Raw genomic sequence first — 25424 nt, 5'->3', positions numbered from 1 at the left:
ATGAACATCAAAAATCTTGCAACTATTCCCCATAATTTGGCGTGCGATGTCGATACTTTTCTACACGTTGACGAACATCTTTACAAAATTATGGATATTAGCTAAACTGTTCCTTAATAAGGGAAGGTGCGAAACGATGAAAAAAGAAAAAGTTTTAAAATATCTGCCCCTCATGGCAATGGCGCTTATCATTGTGCTATTTGGTGCAACACTTAAAAAAATTTCCATCCAGAATATTTTAAGCATTACGCCCGACAACTATCTGTTGGCGGCGCTTACTATTTTGGGGCTTTATGCGCTAAAATCGGTGTCGGTGGTGTTTCCGCTGTTGGTGCTGTATATCGCAGTGGGGGCAATATTCCCTATGCTGCCCGCAGTTTTGCTGAACACTGTGGGGCTCTTAATCTGCATTTCAATCCCCTATTTTATCGGACGATTTTCGGGCAGCGAAGCCGTAAGCAAGCTGGTGGAGAAATACCCCAAGGCCCGGCAGATGTCGGAGTATTCATCCAAAAACGCGGTGTTTTTGTCTTATCTGCTGCGGGTTATTAATTTGCTGCCGGGTGACGTGGTGAGTATGGTGCTGGGTGCCTCCGGCATGGAGTTTACCTCCTACACCGTAGGCTCCATGCTTGGGCTGCTGCCGGTGATGATACCCGCGGTGCTGGTGGGGCGCAGCATAGAAAACCCGCTATCGCTTCAGTTTGTTGTGTCGTTTGCAGCAATGATTATAATTTCACTCGGCTCTACCATTTGGTACAACCGCCGTCAAAAAAGAAAAAAGAGGAATGAGCAGTAAGTTTATTTTACGCAGGTGACAGATAAATACGTATAACGGCAATTTATGGGGGTAAAAAAGTTCCTATTTTATGCTTAACATTTGATTATGAGCGTGCAAAAATCGGCTGCAGAATAACATGAAAAAGAGCGATGCCGTTAGGCATCGCTCTTTGCTTTTACTTATTTTAAGTTCTTTGCATTAATGCTTTCGTACTCCGGGGTTTTCTCCACAACACATGCATCCATGAGTGCCTTTACCTCTTCGTTAAGCTTGGTGCCTGCCAGGTTTGCAACAATCTCGGGGGCGATGGTATCTTTGTTTTTATCAAAGTAATCGTCTGCAATCGGTAGGCGCTGAATGATATGCCAGCCAAAGCTGGATTCCACCAAACCGCTGATTTCGTTGTCTTTCAGGGCTTTTGTGCCCTCATAAAACTCGGTAACCATCTGCCCTTCGGGGAAGTAGTAGCCCTCAGGGGAGTTGGCCATGCCGGGGTCTTCGCCGTATTCTTTAATCAGTGCATCAAAATCTTCGCCCGCTTTGGCGCGTTCCAGTGCTTTGTCGGCAGTCTCTTTTTTCTTTGCAATCTCTGCCTCATCGGTAATGCCCTGGGTTTCGATGAGAATGTGCTTTGCACGGAGGTAATTCTCGTTGAAGTAAGCCTTCACCTCGTCATCGGTGGGGGCGAGGCGGCTGTCGGAAGCCGTCATAGCTTTCTGCACCTTGGACTGAAGCACCTGGCTTTCGACAACACTGCGGTACAACTCCTCGGTCAGGAACATCTCTTCGAGTGCTTGTTTATATTTATCCAAACCGCCTGTTTGCTCAATGGCACCGTTAATGTTATCATCTACCGTCTTTTTATCCTCAACGGTTAGTTCAATCTTGTTGTCTTTTGCGTATTTACGCAGAACGCGGTCAAACTTAATTGCTTCCAGCGCCTGCTCTTTGACAGAATTAATCATCTCTTCATCCGCCCAAATGTCGTTCTTGCCCGAATCGGTGGGGGCCATACCGCCAAACATCTGCTCTAGGTACGCTTTCGAAGACAGGAAATAGTAACGGTATTCCTCAAGGGAAATTCCTTCGCCGTTGATTGTTACAATGTTTTCGACCTGAACAGGGTTTCCCTCGCTATCGGTGAGGTAGCTTTCTTTTTTAGGTGCGGAGCTGCAGCCAGCCAGTGCGGCGGCGGACATTGTTACTGCAAGCAGCAACGCAACGGATTTTTTCAAAAAACTCATAGTAGCCTCCAATTGCTATTATTATAAATTATGAGGTTCAACGGATTATAATTATACAGCATGTACACGGTAAAAAGCAAACAAAACAGCCTGCAAAGCAAAAATCTTTACAGGCTGTTCAAATTATGTTTTTAACAAAGCTTACATCATGGGGCGCGCAATTGCTACGCCGCCGCCACCCCCGATAATAACCTTACCGCCGCCGCCGTTTGTAGTGCTGCCACCTGTAGCAGTTCCACCGGAAACAGTATCAGACGAGCTGCTATCCGATTCCGAGGAGGTCTCCTCGTCTGCTGTGCTTTCTGTATCAGTTTCTTCTCCGTCACCGGCTTCAGCGTCGCCTTGTGCGGCTTCAGCGTCGCCTTGTGCGGCTTCTGCTTCTCCTTCTGCGGTTTCAGCGTCGCCCTCTGCCAACTCACCGTTTTCGCCATCCGACATACCTGCCGAAATGCTGCCGTCTACCATCATATCGCCGTTATCTTTTGGTTTTTTGGCGAATGCAAACACAATCAGCGCAACGCTGATAACACCAATTACCATAAAAATAATCTTCTGCTTGGCAGTAAACAGCGCTTTCTTATTGGGGTTTGGATATTTAATCCCCGCATAAATGAAGCCCCCGATTGCACCCAGCGCAACGCCACCTACCAACGTAATCAAAATATATTTGAGCACTGTCACAATGCCCGCGGCACCTGCAGCGCCAGCCATACCCATGGAAGGATCCATAAAAAAATTACTCCTCTCTTTTGCCATACACCGCTGTATGAATTAACAATTTTTATGATACACCATTTGCAAATAGATGGCAAGTCTGCCGCCGGGTATTTAACATTCTGTACACAGAACTATGGCGCACAAAGCTTGCTACAGCCATCCTGTAATATAGTGCAAAAAAAGCTGGAAATTGTTGCAGAGCTATAAAAAAAGCCGTTCGCCGTACAGCGAATGGCTTTTTGCAGCTCCTATGCTATTTGATTTTAGAATAGTATTTATCCTCATAAAAAGCAAACTTTTCGTTGTAGTGCTCGGTTTCACCCTTATGAATTTTGCGGATATACTCATGGCGGTCAAGGTTTCGCTTTTCGCCCTCGTGGCTAATCAGATACACACCGACGTTGGAGCAGTGATCGGAGATACGCTCCAAATTTGCAAGGGTCTCCACAAATGGGAACGCTGCATCCACTGAGCAAAGCCCCTGTTTGAGACGGTCGATATGGCGCGTTTTGAGTGTTTCCTCCATCAGGTCAATGTTTTCTTCCAAAGGTTCAATGTCTAATGTTTTTCTCAAATCGTGCGTTTCGGTTGCATCCGCTGCAATGCCGATGATCTCGCTGACTGCGCTGTTAATCACATCTAGCTCTTTCAGCGCTTTGTCTGAAAAGCTGATGTTCTTTTCGTACAGCGACTGTGCGCATTCCAGAATATTAATGGTATAGTCTCCAATGCGTTCAAACTCGCTTTCAAGCTGTAGCAGCTCGCTTACTTGACGGCTCTCAGGCTCAGTGAGCTCATGCTCGGCAAGCTTGAGCATGTAAGGGTAAAGCAGATCTTCCATTTTATCAATTAGGTTTTCGTTTTCTTTAATGCGCTCCACCGTTTTTGCATCAAACTTGTGGAATAAGGTGCAGCATTCGTTGAAATTTTTGCGGGCAAGCTTTGCCATGTGAATTACAGTGTTGCGTGCCTGATTGATTGCGAGGCCCGGAGAAACCATAAAGCGCTCATCCAGAATATTAACCTCGTCTTCTGATGCGTCACCCTGCTTGCTGCGCACAGTCCAGCAGGCAAGTTTCTCTAAAAGGCGGGTAAACGGCATAAACAAAAGCGTTACAGTAATGTTAAAAATGGTATGGAAGTTTGCAATACCGCCGCGCCCGATGGGTTGATCCCAGAACGAGAACCCAATGGTGTATTGAATGCTGTAGGTGGCAACTAAAAAGATAGCGGTACCGATGAGATTGAAGTAGAGATGCACCATAGCGGTACGCTTTGCGTTTTTGTTTGCACCAATGCTGGCCAGCATTGGTGTGATGCAGGTACCGATATTCTGCCCCATAATAATGGGAAACGCTGCGGAACAGGTGATGATGCCTGTAGAGCTGAGTGCCTGCAGAATACCGACCGATGCCGAAGAGGACTGGATGATTGCAGTAACCAAAGCACCTACCAGCACACCAACAATCGGGTTGGAGAGTGTTGCAAACATTTCTGCGAACTGAGGAAGATCGCTGAGGGGGCGAACTGCCGCCTCCATATTGAACATTCCGGTAAACAGAATGCCAAAGCCGATGAGAATCTGCCCCCAATCCTTTTTGCTTGCTTTTTTTGAGGTCATGAGCAAAACAATGCCTACAATTGCAATCATTGGGGCAAGGCTTGTGGGCTTCAAAAGTTGTATAAAGAAATTGCTGCTATCGAGATCGGATAGCCGGAGGATGTGCGCGGTGATTGTGGTACCAATATTGGCACCCATAATTACGCCAATGGCCTGACGCAGCTTTAGAATGCCTGCGTTGACAAGGCCTACCACAATAACGGTGGTTGCCGATGAACTTTGTACCGCCGCAGTGACCAATGCACCTAAAAGAACACTCTTTACAACGTTATTGGTAAGCTTCTGCAGGGTTTTCTCCATACGTCCGCCCGAAAGCTTCTCAAGTCCGCTACCCAGCAAATTCATGCCGTACAAGAATAGTGCCAGGCCACCCAGCAAATTTACAACTCCAAAAAAACCGAATGTCATAGTTTTCCTCCTAAACGAAACTTTCTTTTTTCGTTTTATAAAAATTTTACGCTTAGTTTCAAGTATAACATTATTTCGACAAGTTTGTACAGAGTGTTACATGAAATACTCTATGGATATTTTAACCGAATTACTATAAACATATCGTGCTATTTTATAAGATGTAGTTATTTGGATATAAAAAGTCCGCCAGAGTGTAAATAACCCCTCTGGCGGAACCATTATTTTTATTATTTTAGCAATAATTCCTAAAAAATACAAAATCTGTACACATTTGTGCGTTATCATAAAACCATAGCAGTTAGCCCTCGTTAAACAGTGCAAACTCGAAGCCGTTGCTGCGCAGAGTATCGATTGCATTTGGCAGAGCAGCTGTATTTGCACTCGAAACGGCATGCAGCAGGTAAATTGCACCGTCGTGTGCTGCATCTACGATGCGCTTATAGGCATCTTCGGTGGCTGGTTGCTTTTCAGGATCCCAGTCGTTATAGGCAAAACTCCAAAAAAGCTGCTTGTAGCCCATTTTGCCAACGAGTGCAAGAGTTTGCTCGCTGAAAGCACCTTCCGGGTAACGGAACAAGCTCATGTCATAATTGTAGGTTTCCTTCATATAGTTGTGCAGGCTCATAATATCATTTTGCGCAGCGTCGAGCGGCAGGGTGGTAAAGTTAGGGTGCTTATCGCTGTGGTTACCCACAACATGCCCCTCGTCAATCATACGCTGGATCAGTTCAGGGTTGGTTTTGGCATAATGCTTGGTGACAAAAAACACAGCAGGCACCTTTTTATCCTTAAGTACATCCAGTATCTTTGAGGTGTAGCCGTTTTCATAGCCCTCATCAAAGGTTAAGTAAATTTTGCCTTTTTCGTTGCCAATGAAATAAGCGTTGTGTTTACCGTATTTTTCTTGCAATCCAATGCAGTCGGTTGGGCGGTTGCTCTCATCTTTATGCCGACCCGGCCCCCAAGTAACCTGTTTCCCGTCTAAAGCACCGATTTCAGAGAAATCGGTGCTCAAGGTGGGGATCATGGACGAAGTTGTTTCTGAATGGCTGCTGGAACTTGTGCCGGGTTTAGACGGCAATACGCTGCCTTCACTACTGGTGACAGGAGGAACAGATGAAACAGACGGAATAGACGAAGTAGTACCCGGTACCGATGGTGCTATAGACGAACTGCCTGTGTTATTGCATGCGGTACAGCCGGTGAGCGCTACCATTGCCAACATTGCCGAGAGAATCAGCGCGGTTTTTAAAAACTTCATTAATATATACCTCCAAGTACAATTCCTGTCGGAATTAGGGCAAACTATTCTTATAAATTTTGTTTATAGCTATAGTTTACCACTTTATTCGACGAAATAAATGAAGAAATCATAAAATTTCAACCTTATTTCACAACTAGTATGTGCAGGATTGTCTGAATAATCATGCTCGGAGAGAGGTATATTTTAGAAATATAATAAAAAAATAAATATATTACATTTAGGAGGCTTTATTATGGATTACCCATTTCGAATTGCAGATGTACGCGGCAGAGAGATTTTAGATTCACGTGGCAACCCTACGGTTGAGGCGCAGGTTCGGCTCGCTTGTGGTTCAAAAGGTGTAGCAAGCGTGCCATCCGGTGCATCCACCGGTATTTTTGAGGCGCACGAACTGCGCGACGGTGATAAAAACCGTTACGGCGGTAAGGGAGTGCAACAGGCGGTCACCAACATCAACCAGACGATTGCACAGGAGCTTGTAGGCCTAGATGGCGCAAACCAGACGCTCATCGACAACACGCTAAACGCGCTGGATGGCTCGGAAAACAAACAGAACCTTGGCGCAAACGCCATGCTTGCGGTGTCGCTGGCAACGGCAAAGGCGGCTGCTTCGGCGGTAAACCTGCCGTTGTACCGTTATATCGGTGGCGCAAATGCACGTACGTTGCCGGTTCCCATGATGAATATTTTAAACGGTGGCGCGCATGCAGCCAACAACATTGATATTCAAGAGTTTATGATTCTGCCCGTTGGTGCCTGCTGCTTTACCGAGGCTGTGCGCTGGTGTGTTGAAATTTACCACACCTTAGGCGGCATTTTAAAAAGCAGGGGGCTTGCAACGGCGGTTGGCGATGAGGGCGGATTTGCACCCGATCTTGCAAGTGACGAAGAAGCGATTCAGCTTATTATACAAGCTGTAGAAAAAGCTGGGTACAATACAGAAGACCAGATTAAAATTGGCTTGGACGCCGCAAGCAGCGAATGGTACCAGAGTGGTGTTTATACTCTGCCCAAAGCGCAAAAAACGTTACAGCGAGAGGAACTGGTGGCACACTGGGAGGATCTCACCGCCAAGTATCCGATTATCACCATTGAGGACGGTGTAGGCGAAGAGGACTGGCAGGGCTGGATTCAGCTCACCGAGCGCCTTGGGCACCGTGTACAGCTGGTGGGTGACGACCTGTTTGTGACCAACACCAAGCGCCTGAAAGAGGGCATTAATCTGGGTGCTGCAAACTCAATTTTGATTAAAGTAAACCAGATTGGTACTCTTACCGAAACTCTGCAGGCGATTGAGACAGCGAAAAAAGCGGGCTATACCGCTATTATTTCGCATCGTTCGGGTGAAACCGAGGATACCACCATTGCGGACCTTGCAGTGGCAACCGGTGTGGGACAAATCAAAACCGGTGCACCCTGCCGTACCGACCGTGTGGCAAAGTACAACCGGCTGCTGCGCATTGAAGAACACCTGCGTGCCACATCCGAATATGCGGGTAAAGATGCATTTCATATTAAGCTGTAAAATTTGCAATTGCTGTTTCGTGTAAATTTTTATTGTATTGCTGTATAGCAGCTGTACTAATTGATAAGCGTTGTGCCGTTTAAGGCATATAAAAGCCCCGCCGCACGCTGTGCGACGGGGTTTTATCTTCCTCAACGGATAAGGCGGGATAGGGGGCTTGACGGAGCTGCTGCTAGAGGAATAGCAGGGGTTCTCCCCCCACCGCTCATCCGCGAGGCAACAAAAAAAGTGCGGTATGGAGTATTTCCATACAACACCATAAATCAAGTGCAAAATGCATTTATACGCTTTACAAGGCATGCTCGTTCGACGTATAATAGTAATGCAAATGTGCGGCTTGCCGTTGTGTATGGAGGGCTGTTCTCCGTATATAGGGTACAGGATGTTGCCGCATCTTGTACCTGCTTTGCACTTACTGCGCCTCTGAGCCTATTATATGGCGAAAGATGGAAAAAATCAAGAGACAAAAAGTATAATTTTGTAAAAGGAGACAGATGACCATGATGAAACTTGGCTTACATTCCGCTATTCTGCCCGACAAAACCTTTGAGGAATTAATTGATTATGCTGCATCTGTTGGTTTTGAATGTGTTGAGGTTTGCTGCTGGCCCGTGGGTAAAGCAACCAGGCGTTATGCCGGGGTCACCCACATCAATATCTCTGAGCTGGATGATGCAAAAATCAAGTATTATCAGGATTATGCCGCTGCAAAAGGCGTAAGTATTGCTACCCTCGGCTACTACCCAAATGCGCTGGACTGTAACAAAGAGGCTGCAGAAGTTGCCATAGAGCATATTAAAAATTTAATTGTCGCATCTGCTAAGATGGGCGTAAATATGATCTCCACCTTTATTGGTAAGGACAAAACTAAGACCGTAGAAGAGAACCTTGAGCTGTACAAAGAGGTTTGGACACCGATTGTAAAGCTTGCTGAAGAGCATGGCGTGAAAATTGCCATAGAAAACTGCCCGATGCTTTACACCAAGGATGAATGGCCGGGCGGCGTGAATCTTGCATCCACCCCGTACATATGGCGTAAGATGTTCGAGCTCATCCGCAGTGATAATCTGGGCCTTGCATACGATCCGTCGCACCCCTACCTGCTGCAGATGGATGTCAATAAGCCCTTATATGAGTTTAAGGATAAGATTTTTCATGTTCACTTCAAGGACATTAAGATTTACCAGGACAAGCTGAACGAGTACGGCTATTTTGCTTATCCGTCGCTGTGGCATTCACCCAAGCTGCCGGGGCTGGGCGGGGTGAACTTCCCTGCGTTTATTTCTGCTCTCAACGATATCCGCTACACCGGCCCCGCCGTGATTGAGGTGGAGGACAAGGCGTTCGAGGCATGTGAGAGCGACGTAAAGGCCGGAATCGAACGCAGCTACCGTTATCTGCGCACTTTGATGTAAAAAGCAGGCTTGATGATTTTCGCCTTGTAAGGAAAGAAGGTTTTTGTATGGCATACGAATGGCTGGATCAATATTGCTTAGAAAAGCAAGGGGTCACGAAAGATTATCAAAATGACTGGCAAGCAACAAGATATTTTATTGGTGGCAAGATGTTTGCCATGCAGGGCGGAGATAAAACCGGAAAACCGATTTTTACAATGAAATTAGAACCGTTATTCGGCGACTTATTGCGCAAGCAATATGAAGATATTGTACCGGGCTACTATATGAATAAGCAGCACTGGAGCTCCCTCTATCTGAACGGGAATGTCCCCGATGATGTAGTCAGAGATATAGTCGATAAAGCTTATTTTGTTGTTCTGCATTCATTGACGAAAAAGGCTCAAAAAGAAATAGAACAAACAAACTGTAACGAATAAGCCGGATAATAAATAAGGGCAGCTATTTCATTTTTGAAATAGCTGCCCTTAAAACGTCCTTACCTAAGGCGTGGTATGTAGGCATCTTTTTTCGCTATTCAATCAACAGGTGGGAGTAGATGAGGTCGGCAACAGCGCTTTCGGTGTGGTGCGCGACTATAACCTGAGCAAGATCTTTCACTACCTGCCGCGCGTTGGAGGGGGCTGCACCAAAGCCAACCTCTTCTAGCATGGTGATGTCGTTATCGAAGTCGCCGATGGCGGCTGTCTGGGCAAGGTCGCCCCCAAGGTTTTCGCTGATCCACTGCAGGGCGTGCCCCTTGGATGCGTCATCCGGAAGAACCTCGAGGTAAAACGGAGCAGAGAAGCAGGTTGAAATCCCACGAATTCCTGCTAGGTGCAGTGCAGCTTCCACCTCAAGCAGGCGGTCATGCTCGCCGTAAAACAGCACTTTAAAGCAGTCACCGCAGCTATCAAGCGTGGCAAATTCGTATTTCTGATTCTCGGCGATAATGTAAATATCCATTTCGCAATCGGGGTTGACCAGCTGCATAGGTCTGCCGTCACAAATTTCGGCGCACACAGTGGGGTAAATTTGTATTGCAGTGGTCACAATACGGCGCATAGTCTCCTCTGGAATGCACCATTTGTGCAGATAGGTACGGGTTTTAAAGTCGTACACCGCCGCACCATTGTAAATAATACCGGGCATAGTGAGCGGAACATCGGTAAGGTAGGGCAGCGCAAGCTCTGCCGAGCGCCCGGTTGCAATGGAAAACTCGCCACCCTGTGAAATAAACTCTTTGATGGCATTGATGTTCGGCTGGGAAACTGTTTTGTCGTTGCCAATCAGCGTGCCATCCATGTCGCTGTAGAGATATTTTTTTAAAAGTGCCATGTTATCCTCCAAAAAAATAAAGCCGCCGAGACTCTCGACGGCTTTTTATTTGTAAAAGTGCAAAAGATGTGAGATTCCTTGGTAAGCGTAATACGGAAGTTTCGTATCAATATTTAGAATTCCAATTTGGACTCAATGAATGCGGCAAGCTCGCCAATGGCGACGCGCTGCTGCTCCATGGTGTCGCGGTCACGTACCGTGACGCAGCCGTCGTTTTCAGAATCAAAGTCATAGGTGATGCAGAAAGGGGTACCAATCTCATCCTGTCTGCGGTAGCGTTTGCCGATTGAGCCGGCATCGTCGTAATCGACCATAAACTTTTTGGAAAGATCGTGGAACACCTTGGTGGCATTTTCGTTGAGTTTTTTGGAAAGCGGCAGAACGCACGCCTTGAAAGGCGCTAGCGCAGGGTGCAGACGCATGACAACGCGGGTGTCTTTTTCATCAATCTGCTCCTCGTCATAGGCTTCGCAAAGGAATGCAAGCACAACGCGGTCTGCGCCAAGAGAGGGCTCAACCACATAGGGAACATATTTTTCGTTGGTTTCGGGGTCGAAATACTCCATGCTCTTGCCGGAATGCTCCTGATGCTGTGACAGGTCGTAGTTGGTTCTATCTGCAATGCCCCACAGCTCGCCCCAGCCAAACGGGAACACAAACTCAATATCGGTGGTAGCCTTGGAGTAGAACGAAAGTTCCTCAGGTGCATGGTCGCGCATGCGAAGGTTTTCCTCTTTAATGCCGAGGCTCAGCAGCCAGTTGTGGCAATAGTCCTTCCAGTAGTAGAACCAGTCGAGGTCGGTATCGGGTTTGCAGAAGAACTCCAGCTCCATCTGCTCAAATTCACGAGTTCTGAACACAAAGTTACCGGGGGTAATTTCGTTGCGGAAGCTTTTACCGATTTGTGCAACACCAAACGGAAGCTTGCGACGGGTGGTGCGCTGCACGTTGTTGAAGTTTACAAAAATACCCTGCGCAGTTTCGGGGCGGAGATAGATTTCATTTTTGCTCTCTTCGGTGATGCCTTGGAAGGTTTTGAACATCAGGTTAAATTTGCGGATGTCGGTAAAGTTCTGGCTGCCGCAATCGGGGCATTTCACAGCATTGTCGATAACAAATTGTTTCATCCTCTCGAAATCCCAGCCCTCGGGTGAAACGCCGGTCTGGTCCTCGATCAGCTTGTCTGCGCGGTGGCGTGTTTTGCAATCCTTACAATCCATCAAAGGGTCAGAGAAACCGCCTACATGGCCGGATGCCACCCATACCTGCGGGTTCATTAAAATAGCACAATCCAGACCCACGTTGTAGGGGCTTTCCTGTACAAATTTCTTCCACCATGCTTTTTTTACGTTATTTTTAAACTCAACACCGAGCGGGCCGTAATCCCATGTGTTGGAAAGTCCGCCGTAGATTTCGGAACCGGAATATACAAAACCTCGACCCTTACAAAGGGCAACGATTTTATCCATAGTTTTTTCTGAATTCTTCAGCATCGGGGGTTCCTCCGTTCTGCCGTTTCACGGCACAATATTCACAGATTATGGGTTGTACTTTATAAATCTGTCTTACCGTTCTATTTTAAATGTGTTGCTGCTATAAGTCAAGCAAAAACCCCTTTTGTATAAGCGCTTTTAAAAAAATAGTTTTTATTTTAGTTGACAGAAGGTAAAAACTATAATATAATGTTCTCTGCACTGTTAAATTAAGTCGCTTGTGTCGATTGCGCAAATTCATCTGCTATGATAGCAACAGAAATTATTGACGCGGGCAGGTACAACCTAATTCCCCGGTGCAACGACGAGGCGTAGCTCAGTTTGGTAGAGTGCTTGGTTTGGGACCAAGATGCCGCAGGTTCGAGTCCTGTCGCCTCGACCATAACTTCATCCTAAAGGTTATTGACTTGCTGCGGCAGGGCGAGAACCTGGATTGGAATGAAGCAGACGAAAAGACCCCCTTTTGATTTTTTAGATGGTTTGCTCTTTTTATTTAACGGTAAAAATGTGTTGACAAATGCAATTAAACGTGATAATATGTTAGAGCGTCGAAAATACGCTGGTGTAGCTCAGCTGGTAGAGCAGCTGATTTGTAATCAGCAGGTCGGGGGTTCGAATCCGTCCACCAGCTCCATTTTTTTCGCATCTTATACAACTGAATAAGGGAGAGTTCCCGAGTGGCCAAAGGGGGCAGACTGTAAATCTGTTGCGAATCGCTTCGATGGTTCGAATCCATCCTCTCCCACCAGCATAAAAAGTCTATGGTTTCATAGGCTTTTTTGTGTTGTTACAAAGCATAACCAGCTAGAGCAGAATACTGTTTTAAAGGAACTCATTTTACTGGTAGCATGAATGGTTGGCTTATAGGAGATGTAAAAAATATGACGTTAACAGCGTCATTTAAATAAAATAACTAATTTATGAGATGCTTGACTTCCATACACGATTCAGATAATATTTACTTTATCAGCTCGGAAAGAATGTGGTTATTGAATGGAAAGGCTTAGCGACATTTATTATGGTCTAGTAACTGGTTACTTGTTATCGGTTTTTTTTATGGTATATATCGTACGATTAAGCGCTTGTTTAAAAAATAGTGGTTTATCCAGCAGAGTTGAACATAATGAGCTTTGGACGATAATCAATTCAATAGAACAGGAACGCCCATCCCTCCAAATGCCGCAAGAAAATACGCATAGATACACTTAAAACGGACCACCGGAATTTGATAGCTCCGGTGGTCTTGTTTAGTTGGTCGTTAAATGCGCTAAACCATACCGACGGTAAGAAGGATATTACTGTTGCTGCCTTACTTTAGTTGCAATTAAATACGAATAGGTGTGTTTTTCTGCTCAAGAAAGCAATTTGCACCAATTTTACCTATACATAAGCGTGTTTTGTATGGACAACGCTCTCTGATTTTCATATACTAAAGTTGTTGAGAATGGAGGTAGCAAAGCATATGAAGAGGCTTTGGAAGAAATGGCAGCAGAAAACCAGCTTTCTGCTGCCCCGCTTAAAATGGAACAGCCTGTTTATTTTAATTGCGGCGACCACAACTGTGATAGCGGTAATTGCAATGCTGTTGATTGTATATGTAATGAACCGTCGGTTTGATGAATCGATAGACCGTACCCTACAGCAAAACAACACACAACTTGTAGACAATGTGGCAACCAGCATTGATAGCTACATTGCGGAGATGATTTCCGTATCCGACACAATATCCAAGCTGCTCAGTGACAACAATGTGAACAGCGTATTTCAAAATTACCATTTTGTGTTGCGTGATGATATTGATACAATCGCTGTATTTGATGAGCAGGGACAACTTGTTATGAAAACAGACCAGCGCCCGTTAAAAGAGCATGTAGATGTAAAAAAGCAGACTTGGTTTCGCAGTATAGCACCGGGCAGCCGAATATACACACTAACCGAGCCCCATGTGCAGCGGCTTTATGGGGGGGAGTATCGTTGGGTTATTTCTCTGAGCAAGGGCATTGAATGGGAAGACGAACGAGGCAAACATCGGGGCGTTATGTTGGTTGATATGAACTTTAACAATATTAAGGAGCTTTGTTCCAAAGAGCTAGGTGAGAACGGCTATCTTTATATTGTAGGGGCGAACGATAAGTTAATTTATCATCCCAGACAGCAAATGATTTACGCAGGCATTTCAGACAGCTCAATACCAATTGCCTATAACCTTACCGAGGGTAACTCCGTCGTTCCGCAAGACGATGGTGAAAGGATGCTTGTAACTGTAAAAAAACTAAAAAACACAGATTGGAAAATTGCAGGCGTTTGCTCCATGAACGGGTTGCTTACCTTTGATGGCGAACTGCGTAATTTTATCACGTTAGTTGTTGTGTGTGCTGCAATTGTAATTATTGCGCTGTCGGTATTTGTATCGTTCTTAATCAGCAACCCTCTGCTTCGTTTGATGCACCTGATGGGACGTGTGGAAGCGGGGGAACTGAGTGCTTTTTCTACCGTACGCAGTGTTTACGAAGTTAATGAGTTATCCACGTCCTTTAACCAGATGGTTTATAAGATTAAGCAACTGATGGAGCAGGTGATACAGGAACAAAAACAGCTGCGCAAAAGCGAGATGAATACGTTGCATGCCCAGATTAATCCGCACTTTCTGTACAACACCCTAGACTCTATCGTGTGGATGGCAGAAAGCGGAGACCAACAGAGCGTGGTAAAGATGATTACCGCTTTGGCACAATTTTTTAGGCTTTCGCTTAGTGGGGGCAGCCACACCATCTCCGTTGGGGATGAACTAAGCCATGCGGAAAATTATCTGGTAATACAGAAAATGCGCTATGATGACCAGTTCTCTTATACCATTATGGCTGACGACAAGGTAAAAAGTTACAAAACCCTAAAAATTATGCTTCAACCAATTATTGAAAATGCCGTTATTCATGGAGTCGGCAACCTGCCTCACCCGGGTATCATTGATATCCGCGCTGAGATTAAGAATGACAAATTGGTTTACACTGTACGCGATAACGGCTTTGGCATCAAACCCGAAAAACTGGAACATGTTTTGGATATAGGCTGCTCATCTAAATCACGAGTTGGTATTAAAAATGTGCATCAGCGTATTCAGCTTATGTATGGAAGCGACTATGGCCTACAATTCAAAAGTGAGCCGGACGAAGGGACAGAAGTGAGTATTCTGCTGCCGTTGGTTGAGGCGTAAGGGGGGGAACAAAATGATAAGGCGAATTTTGGCTATACTTTGGGCAATGCTGATAGTGTTTACCCTTGCTTCCTGCAGCACTGTAAAGAAAGAGTATCAGGTTGACCTGATTGTAAAATCAACCAACTCCGACTTTTGGGACAGTGTCTATGACGGGGCGAAAGCAGCTGGGGCAAAATACAACATTAATTTGCGGTTTCTTGGCCCTGATGAGGAGAAGAATTACCGCAATCAAGTTCGTATTATTGAGCAAAGCGTAACACGTAAGCCAGACGCTATAATTTTGGCCGCCGCAGATTATGCTATGATGGCAGAACCAATGGAAAGCGTCGTCGATGCGGGTATACCCGTAATCATGCTGGATTCCGCTGTGGACAGCGACCGATGGAAATCATTTGTATCCACCGATAATATCAAAGCAGGTGCCGTTCTGGCTGCCGAAGTGGCAGAGCGGGTAAAAACGAGTGACGCTAAAATTGGGGTGGTAAGTTTTGTAAAAAACTCCTCGCCATCAAAAGAGCGCTATGCAGGTTTTACCGATTATATAACGCAAAATACCGATATGAGCATTGTTAACACTGTTTATTGTGACTCTGATATCGATTTAGCCAAGGAGCTTACGCTTGAAATGATAAAAAACTACCCTGACATGACTGTAATTGCAGGGTTGAACGCACAAGCAGCAACCGGTGCTGCCCGTGCACTTGCAGAACTTGGGCGCGAAGATGTTTTTTTGGCGGCAATCGACTGCACTGTAGAACAAGCCGAGTATATGGAAGAGAATATTTTAAAGGTTGCTGTTTTGCAGAACCCTTACCTGATGGGATATTTTAGCGTACAGGCTACTTACAAGATACTTAAAAATGAACGGGTAGAAAGAAATATTGATACAGCCGTTTGTGTGGTTGATAAGGAAAACATGTTTTCGGAAGAGGTGCAGCAGCTAATTTTTCCATTCTATTAAAAATAGATCAAATTACTTTATTGTACGATTGTACAATAGAAAAACCCCCATAGCACAAATAAAGTGCTATGGGGGTTTGCATTTTTAGGTTGTTTCAGATGAAATTCTAAGCGGTTTTCTTGGCAGTCTGCAATCTGCTTGCTTTTCAAAAGCTGCGTAATTCCCTTTGCAGGGAGATATATTTTGAAACAAATCATAAAAAAATGTCGAAGTAAAAATCGTATTTTACCTCATTACAGTAATTTTTTATATTCTTATCGCCCTGAGACTTTGCTATGATATATCCATAGAGCGAAACGTTTCGCAAAACAGCAAAAGGGGTGAGCGTGATGTCAGAACTGCTTAAGATGTGCAACATCTCAAAGGTTTTTCCGGGTGTTAAGGCTTTAAGCGATGTCAGTCTGACTTTATATCCCGGCGAAGTTCACGCGTTGTGCGGTGAAAATGGCGCTGGTAAATCCACATTAATGAAAGTGCTTTCAGGTGTTTATCAGGCAGATGAGGGCGAAATCTACATCAATGGAGAAAAAGTAACGATTGAAAATACCAAAAAAGCTCAGCAACTGGGTATTAGTATTATTTTCCAGGAGTTTAATCTTTGCTCTCATTTGACCGTAGCGGATAACATTTGGCTGGATCGGCAACCCAAAAAAGGTGCGTTTGTAAACGACAAAAAACTGATTGAACAAACACAAGAGATTTTAAACGAACTCGGGCTTTCCATCAATCCCAAAGCACGTATTCGTACACTCAGCGTAGCGGAGCAGCAAATGGTAGAGATTGCAAAGGCTATTTCTTTTAACTCAAAAATTCTCGTTTTAGATGAGCCGACAGCTGCGCTTACTGATTCGGAAATAGAGAGATTGTTTGCAATTATCCATAAGCTAAAGAAAAAAGGCGTGGGAATGATTTATATTTCTCACCGGCTTGAAGAGCTTTCTCGAATTACAGACCGTGTCTCGGTTATACGCGACGGCCAGTACATAGGCACTGAAAATTATGCAGATGTAACAATTGACCGTTTGGTGCAGATGATGGTGGGGCGTGAACTGAGTGCGAAGTTCCCTATTTATCAACGTGAAATAGGCGAAGTGCTGTTTGAAGCCAGAAACATTGTAAGCAGCAAGGTGAATGTAGAAAACATTAAGGTGCGTGCCGGTGAAATTGTGGGTATTGCCGGGCTTATGGGCGCAGGGCGTACCGAACTTGCAAAGGCTATTTTTGGTGCTGATAAAACATTAAGCAAAGAGATTTTTATTGAGGGTAAGGCCGTTACAATCAACTCCATAACCGCAGCCATTAAAAACGGAATTGGATATATCACAGAAGACCGCAAGAAAGATGGCTTGGCGCTGAATATGACGGTGGAACGCAATATCAATTTGGCACATATCCCCAATCTGTGCAAAAACGGCTTTGTAAATACAACCGAAGCAGAGAAAAACGCGCTGGAATATATTGAGAGTTTGCGCATTAAAACCCCAAGCATGCGTCAAAAAGTAACCAATCTTTCAGGGGGCAATCAGCAAAAAATTGTTTTAGCCAAATGGCTGTGCAACGACATTAAAGTGCTTATTTTTGATGAACCCACTCGAGGCATTGATGTGGCTGCAAAATATGAGGTTTATGAACTCATGAACAGGCTGAGCGACAATGGAGTTGCCATTATTATGATTTCGTCTGATCTGCCGGAAATTCTCGGTATGAGCGACCGCATTTTGGTTATGCACGGTGGCTCCATAAACGGCGAGCTCAGCCGAGAAGAAGCAACACAAGAAAAAATTCTGCGCTACGCGGCAGGGCTGCAAATTGAAGATAGAAAGGGTGCTTGATATGTCTGCTCCATTAAAATATTCAACAAAAAAACCAGAAGCAAGGCTACAGACCGGCAAGAATGAGTTTTTGCAAAAGTTTTTGGTATTTGGTGTCTTAATCGCTCTTATTATTTTATTCGGTATTCTCACCCAAGGGAGCTTTCTGAAACTTGATAACCTGCTTACCATTGCGCTGCAGGTAACACCTTACGCAGTACTGGGCTTTGGGCTTACGTTTGTACTAATTACCGGTGGAACGGATCTTTCAGCCGGCTCGGTAGTTGGGTTTGGGGGTATTGTGTGCGCAAAAGCACTGTCAATGGGGCTTGGCATCCCCCTTGCCATCGCTTCAGGCTTATTGGCAGGTTCACTGGCAGGCTTAATCAACGGCTTGTTCGTCACAAAATTAAACGTTACGCCGTTCATCGCTACGCTGGGTACACAATACGCATTTCGCGGGCTTACCCAATTGGTTGGCCAAGGCAAGCCTGTTTCGGTGCAGGCATTGGAGAATAAAGAAATTGTGGCGTCGTTTAAATTTATTGGCGGCGGTACTATTTTCGGCAACATCCCCTTTCCCACAATCATTATGCTCACTGCAGCTATCATACTTGGTATTATTCTGTCCAGAACAGGCTTTGGGCGAAGATTGTATGCCACCGGTTCCAACGAGGAGGCAGCAAAGCTTTCGGGCGTCAACACCGTCCGCACAAAGCTTACGGCGTATGTCATCTGTGGTGCGACAGCGGCTACTGCAGGTATTCTTTTGGCTGCGCGGCTTGCCTCTGCGCAATCCAATGCAGGTACCGGCTATGAGCTTGAGGGCATTGCGGCAGCAGTTATCGGCGGAACCTCTGTAATGGGTGGTGAAGGCGGAATTCTCGGTACCATAATTGGCGCATTTGTAATGGGTGTATTGCGCAACGGTTTAAATCTTTTAAAGGTAGATGCTTTTGTGCAGATGGTTATTATCGGTACCATTATCGTCATCGGAGTTTGGTACGACACCAAACGAAGAAAAAAACAAGGTTTTTAATCGTCGCAAACCGCAAAAAGCGGTTCATTTATATGCAAAGTTACCAAATAAAAAGGAGTTGTACTTATGAAAAAGACAATTGGTATCCTCTTGGCATTGGTTCTTGTTGTATCTATGTTTGCCGGATGCGGCAGCAGCCCGGCCCCCAGTTCGGCGGCACCGGCAGAATCATCTTCTAAAGCGTCTGTAGAAGCATCCTCTGAAGCTCCGGAAAAAGAGATCATTAAAATTGCTCTTGTAACAAAAATGGTGGATTCTCCTTACTGGCAAACCGTCAAAAAAGCAGCAGAGGAAAAAGCCAAAGAGCTGGGTAATGTCGAAATTACCCACCTTGGGCCACCGACAGAAGCCGATATTGATAAACAGGTACAGATTATTGAAACTTGCATCAACGACGATTACGACGGAATTATCCTTGCGGCTTGCGACAAAGATGCTCTGATTGCTCCCGTGCAAAAGGCTAAAGACGCCAATATTCCTGTTGTAATGATCGATTCCGGTATCTCTGAACCTGTTTATGACGCTTTTCTTGCCACAAACAACGTACAGGCCGGTGCAGAATGTGCCAAGCTAATGGCAAACTTGATTGGTGACAAGGGTAAAATTGCAATTGTAAACTTTGCAGCAGGTACCCAAACCGCCATTGACCGTGAAACAGGGTTTACAGAAGAAATTAAAAACAACCATAAAGACATTGAAATTGTAGGCGTGCAGTACTGCGATTCAGACCCAATAAAAGCTGCTAACCAGGCAACAGACTTTATTACCGCTAACCCTGATCTCAAAGGCATTTGGGGCGCAAATGACCAATCTGCGGTAGGCGTTGCTCAGGCAGTAACCGAAAAAGGCAAAGGCGACAGCATTATGGTTGTAGGCTTCGATAACTCTGATGACATCAAAGCAGGGTTAAAGGCAGGAACCATCAAAGGTACAGCTGTGCAGATGCCAACCATGATGGGCTCTATGGGCGTGCAGATAGTTCTCGACATTCTTGCAGGCAAAGCTCCGGCTCAAAAAGATGTTGACACCGGTGTTACTATGATTACCGTTGATAACTATACAAGTCCGGCTATGGAGAGCATTCTGAACCAGTAATTACTTTTGACTTTGCTTCATCTTCGTAAAGCACCAAAAGTCTGCGGTGGCCTGCCGCAGACTTTGTTCTGCTATTCTGATTAATTTGGTGATTTTTGTATAAGAATCAGCTATAATCAGAGTAACTAATAATTAGGGGGCGGACATGATGTACAAACTGATTTTTGCCGATGATGAAGCACCGGTTCGCAGAAACATAGCCAAATTAATTCCGTGGAACAAATTTGGCTTTGAACTAATTGGGTGCTGTGCAAATGGCCATGAAGTTTTGGATTTAGTGGAAAAAGACCCTCCGGATTTGTTAATTACCGATATCAATATGCCTTTTGTAAGCGGGATTGATGTAGCACACGAGCTAAGGCGTGATTTCCCGACGGTAAAGGTAATTTTTTTAACAGGCTACAACGATTTTAATTATGCTCAGCAAGCAATTGATCTCAACGTTTTAAAATATGTTTTGAAGCCGGTAAGCGCGCAAAACCTCTCAGAATGCCTACAGGAAGTAAAGCGAATGCTTGACGCAGAATATCAGCGAAACTACGACCGAACCAGGCTTGAAGATTTTTACCGGCAGAATGAGTCCATAATGCAAATGGTATTATTATCTGCTTTGGTTACAACGGGTATTTCCAACGCCGAGGCGAAGAAAAAAGCGGAGCTGTTAGGGCTGCATTATCTTATGGGAGACCTATTTCAGGTCGCTGTACTGACAGAAGACGGAATACGCAGCGAACAGTGGACAGATGATTCGGTAGATTTAATGAATTTTGCTGTTTACAACATTGCAAAAGAGATTTTGGAACGTGAAAGCGTGGGCTCTGCTATTTTTAACGGTAGCGGCGTGACTGCTATTTTGGGTAAAGACGCTGAGACAGAAATAGAGGAGTGGCAGGAAAAAGTAGCCTATGCGTTACAGGAGATACGCGAAGCAATCGAAAAGCATATGAAGTTTACCATTACCATAGGGGTGGGAAATATCTGCAAAGAATATAGCTCTGTGCATGTTTCTTACGATGAGGCGATTTCTGCACTGGGGTATCGTTGGGCGGTCGGCACCAACAAGGTTATTTTTATAACCGATGTTGAACCTCAACGGCATACCACACTTGTTTTTGATAAGGAAAAGGAACAGCAGCTGTTGGATTGCATGAAGACAAATAACCCTAAGAAGTTGGAAATAACTGTGGACAATCTGTTGCTGGAAGCTGCAAAATTTATGAGCATTGAGTCGCTTCGTGCTTATATCAGTACAATTATTTTTTGTGTGGTGCGAGAAGCAGACAACATCCGTCTTGATACAAAGCAGCTGCTGGAGCTGGGCGATATCCGCAAGGTTTTGGAATGCGACAATGTAGAAGAAATGCGAAAAGTTTTACTGAATGTTTGCATTTGTATGATGAAGTGCATTTCGCAGAACCGTAAGAATGGCTGCTCTGCAGCGGTTATAAAGGCAATTCAGTTTATACATGAGCAACTTGCCAACGATGCGCTCTCGGTAGATATGGCTGCGAAACACTTACATATGAGCTCCAGTTACTTCCGCGCCGTTTTTAAAAAAGAAGTGGGTGTTACCTTTGGTAACTATTTGACAGAGCTGCGCATGGAAAAAGCAAAAGACCTCATTTGTACAACGGCGATGAAGAACTACGAAATTTCGGAAGCAGTAGGATATGCTGACCCCCATTATTTTAGCTATTGTTTCAAAAAGCATTTTAAAATAGCACCAAACGAGATGCGAGAAAGCTTATACTAAGTTAAATAACATATAGTTAGCAGCATTTTTTAGTATTGACACATAAGAGTAAGCGTGATAATATTTCATTAAAGCGAAACGTTTCGCTACAGTCAAAGTAAAATTACCTTTTGAGTAATAGCATTACATAGTGATGTGTTTAAAAGCAATAACGTTATATAAAACAACAGTAAAACAGTTACCTTTACAAAAAAACCGAAACGTTTCGGAGAAAGAAGGATACATATGCCACTGCTAACTTCCGAAAAAATTCTGTTGCGTGCTCAAGAAGAAGGCTACGCTGTAGGTGCATTTAATGTAGAAAATATGGAGATGGTACAGGCCGTTATTGAGGCTGCAGAAGAACTGCGGGCACCCGTTATGCTGCAAACCACCCCTTCCACAGTGCGCTATGCAGGGTTGGAACTTTTTTATGCAAGCATTGCTGCATTGGCGCAAAAAGCGACGGTTCCCGTTGTGGTACATCTTGACCATGGAGACAGCTTTGACCTTGTTGTACGCGCAATCCGTGCAGGTTACACCTCGGTAATGATTGACGGTTCTCACGGCAGCTTTGAGGAAAATATTGAGGTCACCAAGCGTGTTGTGCAAGTTGCCGCACCCAACGAAATTCCGGTGGAAGCCGAGCTGGGCAAAATTGGTGGCAAAGAAGACGATTTGGATGGCGGTGCAGGCGGCTATACCGACCCCTCTAAGGCTAAGGAATTTACAGAGCGCACGGGCGTTTCGTCGTTGGCTGTTGCCATTGGAACTGCACACGGTATTTATTCGGGCGTACCCAAACTGGATGTGGAGCGTCTGAAAAAGATTCGAAAAATTGTAAAGATTCCTCTCGTTTTGCACGGAGCATCGGGACTTTTGGATGAAGATGTGATAGAATGTATCCAAGAGGGAATTTGCAAGGTGAACTTTGCAACCGAGCTGCGTATTGCATACAGCGATGGTGTAAAGAATATGCTGCGTGAAAAGCCCGATACTTTTGACCCAAAGGCATACGGAAAAGCAGGCAAAGAACGAGTGAAAGAACTGGTGAAGAACCGGATGGCTGTTTGCGGATGCGCGGGGAAATATTAAACTTCGGAGTTGAAATTTTATGGCAGCCACGATGAAAGATATCGCCAACTATACCGGCCTGGGTTTGGCAACCATCTCAAAATACTTTAACGGGGGCAACGTGCTCGAAAAAAACAGGGTTGCTATTGAACAGGCAATAAAGGAACTGAATTTTACCGTGAATGAATTTGCACGCGGGCTTAAAACCAGCAAATCTAAAACGGTTGGGGTGATAATCCCTGAGTTGAGCAATATTTTTGTGACTACTATTATTACAATTATCGAAGATATTTTGCGTAAAAAAGGGTACGGTGTGATTGTGTGCGACTGCCGTACCGATGAAGCGCTCGAACGAGAATCGGTACAATTTTTGGTGAATAAAATGGTGGATGGAATTATCAACATGCCGGTTTGCAAAGACGGTGAGCATTTGGAACCCGCGCTTGCTAAAAACATTCCTGTTGTTCTCATCGACCGTATGATAAGCAACCTAAAAGAGAGTGTAGATGCGGTGGTTGTGGATAACGTAAGTGCTTCTGAAAAAGCAACCGCTCACCTGATTGAAAATGGGCACCAGAGAATCGGTATTGTCATCGGCCCGCGCGGGGTATTCACCTCGCAACAGCGTCTGCTCGGCTACAACCAGGCATTCATCAAAAACGGGCTCATCCCCGACGGTGAACTGGTAGAGTATAGCGACTATACGGTACAGGGTGGCTACGAAAGCATAAAACTGATGCTTGCTTGCCACCGCGATTTGACTGCAGTGTTTGTCACCAACTATGAAATGACGCTTGGTGCGATTATTGCAATCAATGAGCTTGGCATTAAATTGCCGCAGGAGCTGTCGATCATTGGTTTTGATAACATGCAGCTTTCGCAGGTGGTCAAACCAAAGCTTACCATCATTACTCAACCGCTTGAAGAAATCGGCGAGCAGGTTGCAGAAGTAATGCTGTCGCGGCTGACGAAAAATAGCGAGTATAGGCCCGAAATCATCACACTTTCTACCGCTTTACAGCTTGGGGAATCGGTGTGTGCACCAAACAAATAGTTAAGGGTACGGCGCGTTGCGCCATCTCTTTTACAGCAAAAGCGAAACGTTACGTTACGAGGTGAAATATGAAACGCTTATTATTGGGAATTGACATTGGTACCTCTGCGTGTAAAGTGGCACTGTTTACCCACGACGGTGAGGTAGTTGCACAAGGCAGCGGCGATTACAAAGTGTATTACCCGCAGCAGGGTTGGGCAGAACAAAACCCCGAGGAGTGGTGGCAAGCGGTTTGCAGTGCCATTCGCACCATGCTCGTAAAAAACAGCATTGACCCCACCGATATTGCTGGGATTGGAATTGACGGGCAAAGCTGGTCGGCAATTCCTATAGATATCGATGGGGACGTGCTTTGCAACACTCCTATTTGGATGGACACACGGGCGGCGGATATTTGTGAGGAATTAAAAATGACTGTAGGGGAAGAAAAACTCTTTGAGCTCAGCGGCAACCCCCTTCAGCCCTCCTATACACTGCCCAAAATTTTATGGTACAAAAAGCATAGGCCTGAAGTGTATCGCAAAACTTATAAAATTCTGCAATCCAACAGCTTTATTGCCTTTCGGCTGACTGGAGCAATTACACAAGATGTTTCGCAGGGCTATGGCTTGCACTGTTTTGACATGCGAAACGGCTGCTGGAACCACGATACCTGCAATGAAATTGGGATTGACGCGGCAATGCTGCCCGAAATAGTACCTTGCCATCAGGTAATAGGCAGCGTAACCAAACAAGCTGCGCAGCTTACCGGGCTTGCCGCAGGAACACCGGTTGTTGCGGGCGGCTTGGATGCTGCATGCGGTACACTGGGTGCAGGGGTAATGCGTGCAGGAGAAACACAGGAGCAAGGCGGGCAGGCAGGCGGAATGAGTTTATGTATGGATACCTACCATTCAGATAAGCGCCTTATACTCGGATGCCACGTAGTGCCTAATCTGTGGCTGCTGCAGGGCGGAACGGTTGGCGGCGGAGGGGTGGTTCGTTGGTTTGAGCAAGAATTCTGCGCCGAGGAGCGAAACGTTTCTTCAGCTAATCATACCAATTCGTTTTATGAAATGGATAAGGCCGCTTCTTCCATTCCTGCGGGCAGCGACGGTTTGGTTTTTCTGCCGTATATGGCGGGTGAACGCTCTCCCATTTGGGATAGTAAGGCAAAAGGTGTTTACTATGGCATTAATTTTTCTAAGACGCGCGCACACTTTATCCGCGCCAGCATGGAGGGCGTAGCGTTTTCACTCAAGCACAATTTGGATATTGCAGAAAGCGTCGGTGTTTGTACCAATGTTTTGCGCGCGATGGGTGGAGCTGCCAACAGCAGGCTATGGACGCAAATCAAGGCGGATGTTACCGGTAAAAAAATAGTTGTTCCCTCTTCGGATACAGCGACAACCCTCGGCGCCGCTATTTTAGCGGGTGTGGGTACGGGCATCTATCAAAGTTTTGACGAAGCCGTATCCAGAACGGTTGCAATCAAGCGGGAACATCTGCCCAACCCACAAAATTATAAAAGCTACCAGAGGGCTTATAAAATCTATCTTGCCTTATACGAAAAATTAAAAGATATTATGCATCAATAGGAGGTAATTGCAATGAAAGCAGCAGTTTTATATGGCAATGAGGATATCCGGTACGACGATTTCCCTACCCCTGAGG

The 25424-nt window shown here is 45.3% G+C and carries 19 protein-coding genes and 3 tRNA genes; 16 read left to right on the top strand and 6 right to left on the bottom strand.

Annotated elements, in window-relative coordinates; genetic code table 11:
• Positions 1-136: 136 nt before the first annotated feature.
• A complete protein-coding gene (locus tag RTV33_RS10915) occupies positions 137-799 on the top strand; it encodes a VTT domain-containing protein (RefSeq protein WP_312644206.1) in 663 nt (220 codons plus the stop codon).
• 161 nt (positions 800-960) lie between these two features.
• Here RTV33_RS10915 and RTV33_RS10910 read toward each other — a convergent pair whose 3' ends face one another.
• The 4 genes from RTV33_RS10910 to RTV33_RS10895 all read right to left on the bottom strand — a co-directional run bounded on the left by RTV33_RS10910 (position 961) and on the right by RTV33_RS10895 (position 6035).
• Entirely contained in the window at positions 961-2025 is a 1065-nt protein-coding gene (locus RTV33_RS10910) for a peptidylprolyl isomerase (protein ID WP_312644204.1), read from the bottom strand.
• Between the two features lie 141 nt (positions 2026-2166).
• Complete coding sequence (locus RTV33_RS10905) at positions 2167-2754, bottom strand: hypothetical protein (protein ID WP_312644202.1); 588 nt, start codon at positions 2752-2754, stop codon at positions 2167-2169.
• Between the two features lie 241 nt (positions 2755-2995).
• Positions 2996-4771, bottom strand: a complete 1776-nt coding sequence (locus tag RTV33_RS10900) for a Na/Pi cotransporter family protein (protein WP_312644200.1) — start codon at positions 4769-4771, stop codon at positions 2996-2998.
• Positions 4772-5072: 301 nt separating this feature from the next.
• Positions 5073-6035, bottom strand: a complete 963-nt coding sequence (locus tag RTV33_RS10895) for a polysaccharide deacetylase family protein (RefSeq protein WP_312644198.1) — start codon at positions 6033-6035, stop codon at positions 5073-5075.
• Between the two features lie 235 nt (positions 6036-6270).
• Between RTV33_RS10895 and eno the strand changes: the two genes are divergently transcribed.
• The 3 genes from eno (at position 6271) to RTV33_RS10880 (ending at position 9397) form a co-directional block, all read left to right on the top strand.
• Positions 6271-7563 (top strand): phosphopyruvate hydratase, encoded by a 1293-nt coding sequence (eno, locus tag RTV33_RS10890; RefSeq protein WP_312644196.1) that lies wholly within the window; start codon positions 6271-6273, stop codon positions 7561-7563.
• 503 nt (positions 7564-8066) lie between these two features.
• On the top strand, positions 8067-8978 hold the full coding sequence (locus RTV33_RS10885) for a sugar phosphate isomerase/epimerase (protein ID WP_312644220.1): 912 nt from the start codon (positions 8067-8069) through the stop codon (positions 8976-8978).
• A gap of 47 nt (positions 8979-9025) precedes the next feature.
• Positions 9026-9397 (top strand): MmcQ/YjbR family DNA-binding protein, encoded by a 372-nt coding sequence (locus RTV33_RS10880; protein ID WP_312644195.1) that lies wholly within the window; start codon positions 9026-9028, stop codon positions 9395-9397.
• 94 nt (positions 9398-9491) lie between these two features.
• Here RTV33_RS10880 and RTV33_RS10875 read toward each other — a convergent pair whose 3' ends face one another.
• Both RTV33_RS10875 and RTV33_RS10870 read right to left on the bottom strand, forming a co-directional pair.
• Positions 9492-10295 carry a Cof-type HAD-IIB family hydrolase gene (locus RTV33_RS10875; protein ID WP_312644193.1) on the bottom strand — a complete coding sequence of 268 codons (804 nt, stop codon included), beginning with the start codon at positions 10293-10295 and terminating at the stop codon, positions 9492-9494.
• A gap of 113 nt (positions 10296-10408) precedes the next feature.
• Complete coding sequence (locus RTV33_RS10870) at positions 10409-11788, bottom strand: glycine--tRNA ligase (RefSeq protein WP_312644191.1); 1380 nt, start codon at positions 11786-11788, stop codon at positions 10409-10411.
• Between the two features lie 305 nt (positions 11789-12093).
• Between RTV33_RS10870 and RTV33_RS10865 the strand changes: the two genes are divergently transcribed.
• The 12 genes from RTV33_RS10865 (at position 12094) to xylB (ending at position 25348) form a co-directional block, all read left to right on the top strand.
• A tRNA-Pro gene (locus RTV33_RS10865) sits at positions 12094-12170 on the top strand.
• Positions 12171-12346: 176 nt separating this feature from the next.
• A tRNA-Thr gene (locus tag RTV33_RS10860) sits at positions 12347-12422 on the top strand.
• A 29-nt stretch (positions 12423-12451) separates the two neighbouring features.
• A tRNA-Tyr gene (locus RTV33_RS10855) sits at positions 12452-12536 on the top strand.
• A 714-nt stretch (positions 12537-13250) separates the two neighbouring features.
• Complete coding sequence (locus tag RTV33_RS10850; RefSeq protein WP_312644189.1) at positions 13251-15002, top strand: sensor histidine kinase; 1752 nt, start codon at positions 13251-13253, stop codon at positions 15000-15002.
• A 13-nt stretch (positions 15003-15015) separates the two neighbouring features.
• The gene (locus tag RTV33_RS10845) at positions 15016-15966 is read left to right on the top strand and encodes a substrate-binding domain-containing protein (RefSeq protein WP_312644187.1); all 951 of its coding nucleotides are present in this window, start codon (positions 15016-15018) and stop codon (positions 15964-15966) included.
• Between the two features lie 329 nt (positions 15967-16295).
• Entirely contained in the window at positions 16296-17798 is a 1503-nt protein-coding gene (locus tag RTV33_RS10840; RefSeq protein WP_312644185.1) for an ATP-binding cassette domain-containing protein, read from the top strand.
• Position 17799: 1 nt separating this feature from the next.
• A complete protein-coding gene (locus RTV33_RS10835) occupies positions 17800-18816 on the top strand; it encodes an ABC transporter permease (protein ID WP_312644183.1) in 1017 nt (338 codons plus the stop codon).
• 66 nt (positions 18817-18882) lie between these two features.
• Positions 18883-19911 (top strand): ABC transporter substrate-binding protein, encoded by a 1029-nt coding sequence (locus RTV33_RS10830; RefSeq protein WP_312644182.1) that lies wholly within the window; start codon positions 18883-18885, stop codon positions 19909-19911.
• A gap of 145 nt (positions 19912-20056) precedes the next feature.
• The gene (locus tag RTV33_RS10825; protein WP_312644180.1) at positions 20057-21664 is read left to right on the top strand and encodes a response regulator; all 1608 of its coding nucleotides are present in this window, start codon (positions 20057-20059) and stop codon (positions 21662-21664) included.
• Between the two features lie 225 nt (positions 21665-21889).
• Entirely contained in the window at positions 21890-22738 is an 849-nt protein-coding gene (gene gatY / locus RTV33_RS10820) for a tagatose-bisphosphate aldolase subunit GatY (protein WP_312644178.1), read from the top strand.
• Positions 22739-22757: 19 nt separating this feature from the next.
• Positions 22758-23771 carry a LacI family DNA-binding transcriptional regulator gene (locus RTV33_RS10815; protein ID WP_312644176.1) on the top strand — a complete coding sequence of 338 codons (1014 nt, stop codon included), beginning with the start codon at positions 22758-22760 and terminating at the stop codon, positions 23769-23771.
• Positions 23772-23839: 68 nt separating this feature from the next.
• Complete coding sequence (gene xylB, locus RTV33_RS10810) at positions 23840-25348, top strand: xylulokinase (RefSeq protein ID WP_312644174.1); 1509 nt, start codon at positions 23840-23842, stop codon at positions 25346-25348.
• The last annotated feature ends 76 nt before the right edge of the window (positions 25349-25424 follow it).

Source organism: Hydrogenoanaerobacterium sp. (assembly GCF_032017025.1).
In the GTDB taxonomy this organism is placed as follows: domain Bacteria; phylum Bacillota; class Clostridia; order Oscillospirales; family Ruminococcaceae; genus Hydrogenoanaerobacterium.
This window is presented reverse-complemented; position numbering and strand designations above follow the sequence as displayed.

Coding starts and splice junctions, on each gene's coding strand:
- RTV33_RS10835 (WP_312644183.1), top strand. CDS start 17,800: ATGTCTGCTCCATTAAAATATTCAACAAAAAAACCAGAAGCAAGGCTA.
- RTV33_RS10845 (WP_312644187.1), top strand. CDS start 15,016: ATGATAAGGCGAATTTTGGCTATACTTTGGGCAATGCTGATAGTGTTT.
- RTV33_RS10895 (WP_312644198.1), bottom strand. CDS start 6,035: ATGAAGTTTTTAAAAACCGCGCTGATTCTCTCGGCAATGTTGGCAATG.
- RTV33_RS10910 (WP_312644204.1), bottom strand. CDS start 2,025: ATGAGTTTTTTGAAAAAATCCGTTGCGTTGCTGCTTGCAGTAACAATG.
- RTV33_RS10815 (WP_312644176.1), top strand. CDS start 22,758: ATGGCAGCCACGATGAAAGATATCGCCAACTATACCGGCCTGGGTTTG.
- gatY (WP_312644178.1), top strand. CDS start 21,890: ATGCCACTGCTAACTTCCGAAAAAATTCTGTTGCGTGCTCAAGAAGAA.
- RTV33_RS10900 (WP_312644200.1), bottom strand. CDS start 4,771: ATGACATTCGGTTTTTTTGGAGTTGTAAATTTGCTGGGTGGCCTGGCA.
- RTV33_RS10850 (WP_312644189.1), top strand. CDS start 13,251: ATGAAGAGGCTTTGGAAGAAATGGCAGCAGAAAACCAGCTTTCTGCTG.
- RTV33_RS10830 (WP_312644182.1), top strand. CDS start 18,883: ATGAAAAAGACAATTGGTATCCTCTTGGCATTGGTTCTTGTTGTATCT.
- RTV33_RS10885 (WP_312644220.1), top strand. CDS start 8,067: ATGAAACTTGGCTTACATTCCGCTATTCTGCCCGACAAAACCTTTGAG.
- RTV33_RS10905 (WP_312644202.1), bottom strand. CDS start 2,754: ATGGATCCTTCCATGGGTATGGCTGGCGCTGCAGGTGCCGCGGGCATT.
- eno (WP_312644196.1), top strand. CDS start 6,271: ATGGATTACCCATTTCGAATTGCAGATGTACGCGGCAGAGAGATTTTA.
- RTV33_RS10875 (WP_312644193.1), bottom strand. CDS start 10,295: ATGGCACTTTTAAAAAAATATCTCTACAGCGACATGGATGGCACGCTG.
- xylB (WP_312644174.1), top strand. CDS start 23,840: ATGAAACGCTTATTATTGGGAATTGACATTGGTACCTCTGCGTGTAAA.
- RTV33_RS10825 (WP_312644180.1), top strand. CDS start 20,057: ATGATGTACAAACTGATTTTTGCCGATGATGAAGCACCGGTTCGCAGA.
- RTV33_RS10870 (WP_312644191.1), bottom strand. CDS start 11,788: ATGCTGAAGAATTCAGAAAAAACTATGGATAAAATCGTTGCCCTTTGT.
- RTV33_RS10915 (WP_312644206.1), top strand. CDS start 137: ATGAAAAAAGAAAAAGTTTTAAAATATCTGCCCCTCATGGCAATGGCG.
- RTV33_RS10840 (WP_312644185.1), top strand. CDS start 16,296: ATGTCAGAACTGCTTAAGATGTGCAACATCTCAAAGGTTTTTCCGGGT.
- RTV33_RS10880 (WP_312644195.1), top strand. CDS start 9,026: ATGGCATACGAATGGCTGGATCAATATTGCTTAGAAAAGCAAGGGGTC.